Origin of the sequence: Actinoplanes auranticolor (assembly GCF_018332655.1) — a bacterium.
Lineage (GTDB): Bacteria > Actinomycetota > Actinomycetes > Mycobacteriales > Micromonosporaceae > Actinoplanes > Actinoplanes auranticolor.
This window is the reverse complement of the sequence record NZ_BOQL01000057.1, coordinates 64,392-76,361: the sequence shown is the minus strand read 5'-3', so window position 1 is coordinate 76,361 and position 11,970 is coordinate 64,392. Positions and strand designations below refer to the sequence as shown.

8 protein-coding genes are annotated in these 11,970 nt (G+C 71.4%); 7 read left to right on the top strand and 1 reads right to left on the bottom strand.

Going from position 1 to position 11,970, the window contains the following annotated elements; all coding sequences use genetic code 11:
- Positions 1-229: 229 nt before the first annotated feature.
- The 5 genes from Aau02nite_RS32885 (at position 230) to Aau02nite_RS32865 (ending at position 4,963) form a co-directional block, all read left to right on the top strand.
- Positions 230-898 carry a hypothetical protein gene (locus Aau02nite_RS32885; RefSeq protein WP_212992498.1) on the top strand — a complete coding sequence of 223 codons (669 nt, stop codon included), beginning with the start codon at positions 230-232 and terminating at the stop codon, positions 896-898.
- Between the two features lie 254 nt (positions 899-1,152).
- Complete coding sequence (locus tag Aau02nite_RS32880; protein ID WP_212992497.1) at positions 1,153-2,163, top strand: 1-aminocyclopropane-1-carboxylate deaminase; 1,011 nt, start codon at positions 1,153-1,155, stop codon at positions 2,161-2,163.
- A gap of 45 nt (positions 2,164-2,208) precedes the next feature.
- The gene (locus Aau02nite_RS32875) at positions 2,209-3,117 is read left to right on the top strand and encodes a hypothetical protein (RefSeq protein WP_212992496.1); all 909 of its coding nucleotides are present in this window, start codon (positions 2,209-2,211) and stop codon (positions 3,115-3,117) included.
- A complete protein-coding gene (locus Aau02nite_RS32870; RefSeq protein ID WP_212992495.1) occupies positions 3,114-4,190 on the top strand; it encodes a hypothetical protein in 1,077 nt (358 codons plus the stop codon). Before Aau02nite_RS32875 ends, Aau02nite_RS32870 begins: the two co-directional genes overlap by 4 nt.
- A 5-nt stretch (positions 4,191-4,195) precedes the next feature.
- Positions 4,196-4,963, top strand: coding sequence for an SDR family NAD(P)-dependent oxidoreductase (locus Aau02nite_RS32865; protein WP_212992494.1), 768 nt, complete (start codon positions 4,196-4,198; stop codon positions 4,961-4,963).
- A 13-nt stretch (positions 4,964-4,976) separates the two neighbouring features.
- Here the strand turns inward: Aau02nite_RS32865 and Aau02nite_RS32860 are convergent, their stop codons facing one another.
- Positions 4,977-5,894 (bottom strand): hypothetical protein, encoded by a 918-nt coding sequence (locus Aau02nite_RS32860; protein WP_212992493.1) that lies wholly within the window; start codon positions 5,892-5,894, stop codon positions 4,977-4,979.
- A 91-nt stretch (positions 5,895-5,985) separates the two neighbouring features.
- Between Aau02nite_RS32860 and Aau02nite_RS32855 the strand changes: the two genes are divergently transcribed.
- Both Aau02nite_RS32855 and Aau02nite_RS32850 read left to right on the top strand, forming a co-directional pair.
- On the top strand, positions 5,986-10,251 hold the full coding sequence (locus Aau02nite_RS32855) for a PDDEXK-like endonuclease domain-containing protein (protein WP_212992492.1): 4,266 nt from the start codon (positions 5,986-5,988) through the stop codon (positions 10,249-10,251).
- Between the two features lie 108 nt (positions 10,252-10,359).
- Positions 10,360-11,967 (top strand): restriction endonuclease, encoded by a 1,608-nt coding sequence (locus Aau02nite_RS32850; RefSeq protein WP_246595620.1) that lies wholly within the window; start codon positions 10,360-10,362, stop codon positions 11,965-11,967.
- Positions 11,968-11,970: the final 3 nt, after the last annotated feature.

Sequence of the window (11,970 nt, the reverse complement as noted above, 5' to 3'; positions counted from 1 at the left end):
TGATTCGCGAGCCGACCTGCAACTTGCATGGCGGTTCGCCCTGCAAGTTGCACGTTTCGCGAGTCGCGGACCTGCTGCTCCAATGTCGCCGCAACGGTTTGACCGTCCTGCCGGTTTTCATTCATGGATGTTTTTGAGATCGGCGATGATTGGTCTTCCAGTCGATCTCCGTGAGTGGAACTGTTCTACCCAGACGTAGCGCCAGCGACACGGACGGTGGTGGTACCGCATGCGCCCAGACGTTCTCGTCGGTCCCAGTGAGTGGGTGGTCGAGCAGTTCGGCGACAAGGTTGCCGCAGAGCTGTGGACCCGAGTTCCCGAAGCTTTGAGCACGGCGATCGACCGCGAGGTCCATGCTCATCCCGCTATGACGACGACCACGGAACGAGTGCTCGCCAACCCCCGGTGGCCGCTGCCGTACGAGGAACTGGTCCTCTTCCTCGGCACCCTGCCGGGGGCCGAAATCATCAGCGTCCCCAGGTCCGTCTACCAGCTCGTGGTCATCAACGGCCACGTGGTGGTGCCGTGGTGCTACGGCCAGTCGGCGCGGATGTCCATGGCGGACGCCGAGGTCGGCCGCTCCTTCGGCCGGCTGGCCCGCGAGCTGCTGCGCCGGTTCGGGCCACCGTGGCGCCGCTCCCAGGCGGAGGCACCCCTGCCGCTCGACGCCGTCGACGAGCGTGAGGTGTCGAAGATCTGCGCGGCGATCGCGCAGCTCGACCCGACCCCCGAGGTGGTCATCGCCGGCTTCGCCGGTGCGCCGAATCTGGGCCTGCTGCGGGCCTGCCTCGGTGAGATCAAGTCGACGGACAACGGCTCGCTCAACTGGAGCCACCTCGCGGACCTGCCCCTGCCGCCCCCGGTGATCCCCCGGCCGCGCCGGATGCAGTTCCCCTAGAGCACGTCCCCCTCCGTCCGCCGCCCTGCAGACCCGCAGGCGGCGGACGTCTGTGTACCTGCTGGAGCAGACGCAACACGGCGATAAACGTGGCGGAACAGGGTCAGGGCCCACATCGGCCATCCGCACGCTGATCGGCGAGACCGGCAGGCGAATACGCGTCGCCGCCGCCGAAGCACTACACCGGCATACTCGCCGGGTTCACCCGTCCTGACCTGGCAGGATGATCGGCAGGACCCGACTGAGGAGCTGCCATGCCGCTGGACGACTTCGACCGGTACCCGTTGCTGTTCGGGCCCTCGCCCGTGCACCGCCTGGACCGGCTCACCCGGCACCTCGGCGGCGCCGCCGTCTGGGCCAAGCGCGAGGACTGCAACTCCGGCATCGCGTACGGCGGCAACAAGACCCGCAAGCTCGAATACCTCGTCGCCGACGCGCTGGCCCAGGGTTGCGACACGCTGGTGTCCATCGGTGGCGTGCAGTCCAACCACACCCGGCAGGTGGCCGCCGTGGCCGCGTACGCGGGGCTGAAGTGTGTGCTGATCCAGGAGAGCTGGGTCGACTGGCCGGACAGCGTCTACGACAAGGTCGGCAACATCCTGCTCAGCCGGCTCGCCGGGGCCGACGTGCGGCTGGTCAAGGCCGGCTTCGGGATCGGCTTCAAGGAGAGCTGGGACCAGGCCATCGCGGAGGTGGAGGCGCGCGGCGGGAAGCCGTACGCGATCCCGGCCGGCGCCTCGGACCACCGGCTCGGCGGTCTCGGCTTCGCCAACTGGGCGCGTGAGGTGGCCGACCAGGAGGCCCAGCTCGGGGTCTTCTTCGACACGGTGGTGGTCTGCTCGGTGACCGGCAGCACCCAGGCCGGGATGATCGCGGGCTTCGCGGCGCTCGGCGACGACCGGCCCCGGCGGGTGCTGGGCATCGACGGCTCGGCCAAGCCGGCCGAGACCTGGGACCAGGTGGCCCGGATCGCCCGCAACACGGCCGAGCTGATCGGGCTGGGCCGCGAGCTGCGCGACGACGAGATCCTGCTGGACGACCGCTACCACGCCGGCATCTACGGCATCCCGGACGAGACGACCCTGGAAGCGATGCGGCTGGCGGCCCGGACCGAGGGCATGATCACCGACCCGGTGTACGAGGGCAAGTCGATGGCCGGCCTGATCGACCTGGTCACCCGCGGCGAGATCGGCAAGGACGCGACGGTCCTGTACGCCCACCTCGGCGGCCAGCCGGCGCTGAACGCGTACAGCGCCATCGTCTGAAATTGAGCGGACGGCAGGCGGGGCCGGGCCGCACACTGCCTGGCGATGACTTTCTATGAACCGTCCCGCACCATCGCGGGGCAGGTGCAGCGCGGCCTCGGCCGGGGCGCTCACGAGGTGCGCGACGCCGGGACCGTGTACGCCTGCGTCCGCAGTGACTTCCGCTGGTGGTGGAGCATCGACGAGCGGGCTGTCTACCTGGCCCGGCTGATCCGTGACCTCGGGCTCGGCGTCGAGCCTCTCACCGACCGGCTGCACGCCGCGGATACCGACGAAGAGAACAACGAGTTCACCAACACGCTGGAGGTTCTCGAAGTTCTGGGCCGGGCCGGTGTGGACGGCGTGGTGGACGAGGTGCGCCGCTACGTGGCCGAAGGCTCCCGCGGGCGGGAGGTGCTGCAGGTGGTGTCGCGGGAGTGGCCCGTCGAGCACTGGGAGGACCTGCGGCGGCCGCCGGTGGACGGCCCGGCCGCGCAGAAACCGGCCGTCCCACCGGGCGATCAGGAGCGGGAGACGGCCGGCCCGGACCGCTGGAACAGGTTGCTCTTCGCCGCGGCCCACGGCGATGAGTCCGATGTGCCGCTGCTCCTCGACGGCATCGCGTGGCTCGATGCCCGCGACGACCGTTGCGGCTACAACCGCCTCGTTGACGGACTGGCGCGCATCGGTGGACCGGGCACGGCCGGCGTCCCGAAGTTGCTGCGCCGGCTCTGGTTCACCCCGCACAGCTACGAACGCGCGAGCTATCTGCGGGCGTACCTCATGCTGGATCCGGACGGCGCCGAGAGCGGTCTGCGGGAAGGGTTGTGGGACTGCGAGCGGGACGTTCGCCTGCTGGCCGTCCAGCGGGTGCAGCTCTCCTCGTGGATCCGGGAGCGCCTGGTCTACCTGCGCGACGATCCCATCGAGGCCCCCGAGGTCCGTGCCGCGGCGGCGGCGCGGCTGACGCCGTGATCGGCTACGACTCCCTGGACATCGTCGCCGGGCAGGTGCAGCGGGGCCTCGGCCGGGGCGCCCGCGCGGTCCGGGACCCGGTGCTGGTGGAGACCTGCCTGCGGCAGCAGTACGCCTGGGACCGGCAGGTCGACTCGCGGGACGTCTACCTGGCCCGGCTGGTCCGCGACCTCGGCATGCCGGTCCGGCTGATCGTCGCGCGCCTGCATGCCGCCGAGCCGGAGTTCACTGTCGCTCTCGGCGTGCTGGCCTGTCTCGGCGCGGCCGGTGTCGAGGAAGCAGTCGACGGTGTCCGCGACTACATCAAGCATGGGCAGCGCGGTTCGGAGGCGCTCGCGCACGTGGTGTCCTGCCGGCCCGGACCCTGGTGGGAGGACCTGGGTCCGGACCGGCAGCCGCCGGCGCCGCGGAGAACGCCGCTCCCGGCGGTGTCCACCGGCGAACTGCTGGCCGTGCTGCGCGATCCCGCACCCAAGCAACTGCACCGGTCGGCGCTGCGCGAGCTGGCCCGGCGTCCGGGCGAACCGGAGCTGCTCGACGTACTGGACACCATGGACGTCACCGGGCTGGGTGGCGCGGTCGCCCGGGCGACCGCTCCCCTCGGCGCTACGGCGGTGCCGGCGGCCCGGCGCTGGGCCGAGGCCGGCGGCCCGTTGCGCGGAGCGGCCGTCTCCACGCTCGCTGCCCACGGTGACGAGGCCGACGTGCCGGTGCTGCTGGCCGAGGTCGCCCGCCTCGACGACACCCCGGACCAGCTCTGCGGGTACGACGAGTTGGTCACGGGTCTCGCGCGGCTCGGTGGCCCGGTCGCCGCGATCCTGCGCCGGCTCTGGCCGACCCCGCACAGTTACGAACGCGCGAGCTATCTGCGGGCGTACCGGATCGCCGACCCGGCGGTGGCGGAAAGCTCGCTCGTCGAAGGGTTGTGGGACTGCGAAGAGGATGTTCGTCGCGTGGCCGCCGAGCACGTGGTGCTTGATGCCGAAACCCGCGAGCGGCTGAGCTACCTGCGCGACGACCCGATGGAGGACGCCGGTGTGCGCGGCGTGGCGGCCGCCCGGCTGGAAAGCTGAGGGGCATGGCTTCCTACGTGGTGACCGGCGGTGGACGCGGGGTCGGCCGGGCCGTGGTCGAGCGGCTGGCCGGCGAGCACGACACCGTGGCCGTGCTCGAGTTCGATCCGGCGACGCTGGACTGGGTCGGTGACCACCCGGCCGCCGGACGCATCCTGCCGGTGATCGGTGATGCCGCCGATCCGGCCGTGGCCGAGCAGGCCGCGGCCGTGGCCGGGGCGGCGGGACCGCTGATCGGCTGGGTCAACAATGCGGCGGTGTTCCGCGACGCGTGGCTGCACGAGGTGCCACCGGGCGAGTTGCTCAGCCTGATCGGCCGCAACCTCGACCCGGTGGTGGTCGGCAGCGCGGCCGCGGTCCGGCACTTCCTGCCGCGGGGCACCGGCGCGATCGTCAACGTCTCGTCCCACCAGGCCCAACGCCCGGTCCGCGGCGCGCTGGCCTACGCCACCGCCAAGGCGGCGATCGAGGGGCTGACCCGGGCGCTGGCCGTCGACTACGGTCCGCGGGGCATCCGGGTCAACGCGGTCGCGCTGGGGTCGATCGCCACCGAGCGCTCCGACGAGCACGTGGCCGGGCTGGACGCGGCCGGGGCCGAGCACTTCGCGCGCGAGATCCGGCTGCTGCATCCGGTCGGCCGGCTCGGCCGGGCCGGCGAGGTCGCGGACGCGGTGGCGTTCCTGCTGTCCCCGGCGGCGAGCTTCGTCAACGGGGCGGTACTCCCGGTCGACGGGGGCCGGGCCGCTCAGGGGCGCGACCCGGAAGAGGCCTGACCGGGCGCCGGGATCAGGCCGGGCCGGGCTGCAGGCTCGCCGTGCTGAACGGCTCGCGGCGGGCGCGCATGTCGGCGTACGTGGTCACCAGCAGGGCCGCCAGCACCAGGTAGGACACCACGTAGTAGCCGGCCTGGACCACTGTGTTGATCACCGTGGCGGTGCTGTTGGGGGTGGTGTAGCTGCCGCCGATGGTCACGTCGACGAGGGTGTTCAGCAGGGTCAGGAGCAGGCCCGCGCCGATGCTCAGGCCCATGATCGTCGCGATGCGGCTCACCGAGACGCCCACGTTGGCGTGGAAGAGCTTGAAGCAGCGGCCGATGCCGTTGCCGCGTTCCAGCAGGACCACCACCGGCAGGACGGTCAGCGCCGCGCCCACGTAGAGCACCGGGAAGAAGCACAGCACCAGCGCCACGGTCAGCACCGGGACGGCCAGCAGGTACCAGCCGATCAGGGCCGGGAGGCGTTTCGCCGCGGCCAGTAGCGCCGGGCCCACCAGGCTGCCGGTGCGGCCGGTGGCGGTGAACACCACGACCTGCTGGCAGGCCAGCTGCCCGAGCATGGAGAACAGGCCCGCCACGAGGGCAGCCGGCACCAGGGCGGTCAGCCCGGCGAAGAACAGGGAGAAGTCCGGCTGGGTGCCGGCGTCGATCGAGGCCTGCACGCTCTCCTGAGCCACCCGCTGCTCGTCCTGGAAGGCGAGCATGGCCGGGACCAGCAGCACCAGCGTCGGGACAGCCACGATCAGCTGGATCACCGCCATCGGCCGCCACGCCGCCTTCACCAGCCGGAAGCTGCGGTGCCACCACCCGTTGAAGTCGTTGCTGACCAGCGGGTCGGCCGGGTCGAAGCCGGGCTGCTGCGGGTAGGGGTAGGGGTATGGCTGGGGCGGTGGAGCGGCGTTCCAGTCCTGTCCTTGACCCTGCGACATGGTGTCCCCCTTCCAGGCGTCGAAACCATAGCGGTGCCGGCGCCTCCCGCGCCGCCCGTTGCCGCTGCGCACATCGGATAACCTGCGAAGAATGTCCGCGCCGCACGCAGAGTCGCCCACCGTCATCCGGGACCGGGCCGTCTCCGTCGCGGATTACCTGCTCGCCGTCCGCGCGCACATGGAACGCCCCGCGCGGACGCTGCCCGCTGACGCGTACCGGATGGAGGCCCTGCCGGAGCACCCGGCGTGCTCGCTCGGGCCGGCCGCGGACGGCACCGGCTGGCTGCGGGTCGGCCTGCCGGACCCGCCGGCCCCGGTCGCGGTGCCCGCCGAGCTGCGCCGCCGGCTCAACGAGATCAGCCCGACCGACGAGCCCAAGGCCGACGGCGAGGGATTCGAGACCTGGCGCGACGAGGTGTGGCGGCCCTGGTCGATCGCCAGCGCCGAGGCCGAGCGGGCCCGGGTGCTGCACCGGCAGCTCTTCGATCTCATGCACCAGGTCGACATGGCCGCCGCCACCACCGAGCTGGTCTGGGGCCACGGCATCCTGGACACCGTCGTCAACGGCAACCGGGTGCGCTATCCGCTGGTCGCGACGCCGGTGCTGATCGAGTACGACCCCGACCGGTCGATGATCACCGTCTCGCCGCAGGGTCCGTCCCGGCTGCAGACCGACGCGCTGGCCGGCCTGGACGAGCGGTATCTCGGCCAGCTCCTGGCCCTGGCCGGGCCGGCCGGCACGCTCGAGGTCGACCTCTGGGACGACCTGGAACGCCGGGAGTTGTTCGAGCGCGCCCTGGGCCGGCTGGGCTACGACCGGCGGGTGGCCGTGCCCGGCGAGGCCGTGTCCGGCCCGCACATCGTCGACACCGGCGTCCTGTTCGCGCGGCCGCGGCAGCGGCTGCTGCGCGGCTTCCTGGAGAGCCTGCGCGACCGGCTGCTCGCCGGCGACACCACCAGCATCGGCGCACTGGCCGCGATCGTCGCGCACGAGCCCAGCAAGCTGCGGATGCCCGACGACCGGCCCGAGGACTGGCACCGGGTGGGGGAGCGGCTGCTCATGCCGCTGCCGACCAACGAGGCCCAGGAGTCGATCGCCCGCCGGCTCGCGCTGCACCGCAACGTCGCCGTGCAGGGACCGCCCGGCACCGGCAAGACCCACACCATCCGCAACCTGATCTGCCACCTGATGGCCAACGGCAAACGCGTGCTGGTCGTCGCGCAGAAGGAGGACCCGCTGCGGGTGCTGCGCGACGGCCTGCCGGCCGAGGTGCAGGCCCTCTGCCTGGCCGTGCTCGGGCGCACCACGGACCAGCTCGTGCAGCTGCAGCTGGCCGCCCGCGAGCTGTCCGACCGGGCCGCCACGCTGGACCAGCAGGCCGAGGCGGGCCGGGTGCAGCGGCTCACCGGGCGGCTGGAGGACGCCGAGCGGGAGCTGGCGGCTGCGCTGGGCGGGCTGCGGGCGATCGCGGAGAACGAGGCTGCGACGTACCGGATCGACGACGTGCGGCTCTCGCCGGCCGAGGTCGGCGCCTGGCTGCGGGAGCGGGCCGCCGCGCACGGCGGCATCCCCGACCCGGTCTCGCCGGCCGAGCGGCCGCCGCTGTCCGCGGACGAGTTCGCCGCCCTGCTGCAGCTGGCCGCACGCCTCTCGCCCGCCGACCGGGCGGCCGCGCTGCGCCCGCTGCCCGAGCTCACCCACCTGCCCGACGCGCCGACCGCGAGGCGGGCGCGAGCCGACCGGGAGTCGGCCGCCGACCGCGTGGCCCGCCTGGAGGCGGCGGGCGTCGACACCGATGCGGTACGCACCCAGGGCGCGAGCGCCGTCGCGGAGCTGCTCGACGGCCTGCGCGACGCGGTCGCGTGGCTGCGCCGCCGCGAGGGCACCTGGACGGACCGGCTCGGCCGGCTGCTGTCCGACCCGCACTGGGCCACCATGTGGACCGACCACGTCACCGCCACCGAGGAGCTGCAGCGTTCCCTGGCCGAGCTGGCCCGCGCCCTCGGCGGTCACCGGGTCACCGCCTCGGACGCGCTGGCCGCGGAGCCGAAGAAGCTGCTGGCCGGCCTGGGTGAGCTGCGCGAACGGTTCGCCGCGGGCCGCGGGGTCAACCGGATCCTGCAGGCCGGGCTGTGGCGCGTCGCCGACGAGGTCCGGGTCGACGGCGAGGCCCTGCGCACGGTGGAGGACGCCGACCTGGCCGCCGCCTGGGTGCGGCGCGGGCAGGCCCGGCGGCGGCTCGGCGAGCACTGGAGCGAGTGGATCCAGCGGCTGGCCATCCCGCAACGCCCGGGCGACCCGGAGGTGTGGGCCGGGACGCTGCTGGCCGAGGCCGCGCAGTCGCTGGGCTGGGACGCCCGGCAGTGGCCCGAGCTGTCCGCGCGGCTGCGTGTGCTCGTACCCCAGGAGGAGCTGGATCTCGACGCGACCCGGCTGGCCGAGATCTCGGCCCTGCTCGACGCCCCGTCCGAATACCCCACCACCACCCTTGACCGGACTGAAGGCGGCCTCCTGGTCGTCTTCGAGCTGGACGACCTGGACGCCGCCGACCGCGCGGTTGCGGACGCGCTGGTGCCGTGGCCGCCGCTGGCTGCGGCCTGGTTCGACCCCGGCCTGCAGGAATGGGACGCCCTGGTCGCCGAGGCGCGCCGGCTCACCGCGCTGCGGCCTGACGCGCAGCGGTACGTGGACCTGCGCGACCGGCTGGCGGAGGTGGCACCGGAGTGGGCCGCCCAGGTCGACGCCGGACTGGTGCCGGCCGTGTCCGGGCAGCTCTGCCTGCGGGCCTGGGAGTGGCGGCAGGCGCAGACGTGGTTCGACCAGGTCGTCGGCAGCGTCGACCCGGCCGTGCTGAACCACCGGGTCGAGCTGGCCCGCGACAAGATCCGGCGGCTCACCGCGGACCTCGTCGTCGCGTCCGCGTGGCTGGAGGTCTCCCGCGCCCTCGACGACCGGCGGCGGGCCGCGCTGGCCGACTGGACCACCGCCCTGCGCAAGATCGGCAAGGGTACGGGCCGCAGCGCCGCAGCCTGGCAGGCGCACGCCCAGCGGGCCATGGAGTCCGCGGTGGAGGCCGTGCCGGTCTGGGTGATGTCGGTGGACCGGGCGATCGAGCAGTTCGCCGGGGGCGCGCACTTCGACGTGGTCATCGTGGACGAGGCGTCGCAGGCCGACCTGTTCGCGCTGCCGGTGCTGTCGTTGGCCGAACGGGCCGTGGTGGTCGGCGACGACCAGCAGATCGGCCCGCAGCTCGGCTTCGTCGGCTCGGTCGCCGGGCTGATCCACAGCCACCTGGACGACGTGCCGTCGGCCGAGCACTTCGACCCGGAGTCCTCCCTCTACGACCACGCGGTGCGGCGCTCGCCGGAACGGATCCTGCTCACCGAGCACTTCCGCTGCGTCCCGCAGATCATCGAGTTCTCGTCCCGGCACTACTACGACGGCAAGATCCAGCCGCTGCGCGCCGATCGGGCGCTGTCGTCGCCGGTGCGGGCGGTGTTCATTCCCGACGGCGTACGGCAGCCGCTCGCCGGATTCGGCGACGTGAACCTGGCGGAGGCCGACGCGCTCGTCGCCCGGATCGTGCGGATCGTCGCGGACGACTCCTACGCCGGTAAGACCCTCGGCGTGATCAGCCTGCTCAGCACCAGCGGGCAGGCCACCTACCTGCTGTCGCGCATCCGCGAGGAGATCGGCGAGGACGAGATGGAGGCCCGGCGGCTGCGGGTCGGGGACGCGTACACCTTCCAGGGCGACGAACGCGACGTCGTGCTGGTGTCGATGGTGGTCTCCGACAACGACGGCCGGCCGGCGGCGTTCACCAAGCGCGAGTACCACCGCCGGGTCAACGTGGCCGCCTCCCGGGCCCGCGACCAGCTCTGGATCTTCCACTCGGTCCGGCCGTCGTCCCTGCTGGCCGACGACGCACGGGCGCTGCTGCTGAACTACGCGCTGAACCTGCCGGTGCAGACGACGGCACCGGATCTCGAAGTGGTCTGCGAGAGCGACTTCGAACGGGAGGTGCTGCGCCGGCTGGTCGTTCGCGGCTACCGGCCGACCCCGCAGTTCCGGATCGGCGGCTACCGCATCGACTTCGTGCTCAACGCCCCGGACGGGCGCCGCCTGGCCATCGAATGCGACGGGGACGCGTACCACGGGCCGGAGCAGTGGGAGAGCGACATGCGCCGGCAGGCGGTGCTGGAACGGGTGGGCAACTGCGTCTTCGTCCGGATCCGCGGCAGCATCTTCGCCCGCGAGCCGGAAGCCGCCCTGCGCCCCCTCTGGCAGCGCATCGAGGAGGTCGGCATCGGCCCGTGGCGACCGCCGACCATCGAGTCAGAACCCGAATCGATGTGACTCCTCGTGCTCGAATGATTGCCTTGTGTATCGACCGGCGGTGGGATTCTCGCTAGCCTGAACAGCCATACGTCGATTCGTCGGCGACGTCTCGAGACTGGCGGCTTGATGGCGACGAGCAAACGACCGAGTGCCGGCGATCTGGCGCGCTGGCGGCAAGCGCAGATCCGGCAGGCGGAGCGCGACCAGCGCGCTGCGGAGAAGGCGGCTGCACTCCAACGGCGTGCTGAAGCGGACCGATACGTGGCCAGCCGGCGGGACGAAGCCACGATGCGGACCGTGTCGCTTGAGAAGGCCGTCGAAGAGCTGACCCACCTCTTGATCGTCGGGCTCCGCCGGCGAGCGCGTATCGATCTTCAAGGATTCCTTCGCGATCCTCCAACCCGGCAGTTCGATCCAGGGCCGCTCAGGCACCCTGAACCACATCCCGAGTGGCGTGACTTCGAGCCGCCTCCGCCTGGTGCATTAGGTGGCCTGTTCGGTGGAAAGGCTCGATACGAGACAGCAATGACAGTCGCCCACCGCCGATACGACTCAGCTCAGGCCAGGTGGGAACGGTCAGAAACCCAGCGCCTCGAGCGGCTCGCCGCTGCGCGGGCGGAACATGATCGGCTCGTCGCCACCGAAACTGCCGACTGCGCCAAGCGAAACCAATTGATCCAGCAGGAGATCACTGGTTTGAGGGAACGGCGACGTGAGCCTGTGGAGAGGTATCTCGACCAAGTGCTGGTTCGGACGCCGTTGCCCGAGGATTTCCCGCGGCGGGCTGAAGTGGCGTACAACCCTGACGCCGAGCAAGTTGTGGTGCAATTGCAGCTGCCCGGGACGGATGTCGTACCCGCAGTCAAGTCGGTCAAGTACATCCAGAGCGGTCCCAACGCCGACACGATGCCAGAGACTCGGCGGCCGGAGAAGGAGCTCAGGGAGCTCTACCGAGACGTCATCGCGCAGGTGGCACTTCTGACGGTGAGAGATCTGTTCGATGCGGACGAGCTACTCCGTACCGTGGCCTTCAACGGTCACGTCGACACCATCAACCGCGCGACCGGGCAGCGAGAGTATCCCTGCCTCGTCAGTCTGAACGTGGAGCGGGACAGGTTCGAGGAACTGGTTCTCGATCGGGTCAGCCCGGCCGACTGCCTGCGCCATCTCAATGCGCTCGTCTCTCCGCATCCGTTCGCCCTGACCCCCATCCAACCGGTACTGAGGTTCGACCTTTCGAAGTTCAACTTCATAAAGGGGTTCGATGCCGTCGCCACGCTGGACCACCGTCCAGATCTCATGGAGATGGGGCACGGCGAGTTCGAACACCTCGTTCGGCAGATCTTTGAAGCGATGGGTATGCAGGGCTGGACGACGACGTCGAGCAACGATGACGGTGTCGACGCCGTGGTGGTCAATCCCGACCCGTTTGTCGGTGGGCTGACGATCGTCCAGGCGAAGCACTACAAGAACGTCGTGGGCGTGAGCCACATCCGCGAACTCGCCGGCGCGATGGAGGAGAAGCGGGCAGGTCGCGGGATTCTGGTGACAACGTCTTGGTTCACTGCGGGCGGATGGCAAAAGGCCCACGAACATGGCCGCATGCAACTGGTTGATGGTCAGCACCTGACGTTCCTGATCAAGCAGCACCTCGAAAGAGACGTCCTGATCAGTGTCAACCGCCCAAGAAATGCGGCCTCGGGTCCGCCGACAGCCGCGTCCGGATCGACCTGAGAA

What these genes read in the sequence shown, in the direction of transcription:
- Aau02nite_RS32885 (WP_212992498.1), top strand. Translation starts at nt 230, where the DNA reads ATGCGCCCAGACGTTCTCGTCGGTCCCAGTGAGTGGGTGGTCGAGCAG.
- Aau02nite_RS32880 (WP_212992497.1), top strand. Translation starts at nt 1,153, where the DNA reads ATGCCGCTGGACGACTTCGACCGGTACCCGTTGCTGTTCGGGCCCTCG.
- Aau02nite_RS32875 (WP_212992496.1), top strand. Translation starts at nt 2,209, where the DNA reads ATGACTTTCTATGAACCGTCCCGCACCATCGCGGGGCAGGTGCAGCGC.
- Aau02nite_RS32865 (WP_212992494.1), top strand. Translation starts at nt 4,196, where the DNA reads ATGGCTTCCTACGTGGTGACCGGCGGTGGACGCGGGGTCGGCCGGGCC.
- Aau02nite_RS32860 (WP_212992493.1), bottom strand. Translation starts at nt 5,894, where the DNA reads ATGTCGCAGGGTCAAGGACAGGACTGGAACGCCGCTCCACCGCCCCAG.
- Aau02nite_RS32855 (WP_212992492.1), top strand. Translation starts at nt 5,986, where the DNA reads ATGTCCGCGCCGCACGCAGAGTCGCCCACCGTCATCCGGGACCGGGCC.
- Aau02nite_RS32850 (WP_246595620.1), top strand. Translation starts at nt 10,360, where the DNA reads ATGGCGACGAGCAAACGACCGAGTGCCGGCGATCTGGCGCGCTGGCGG.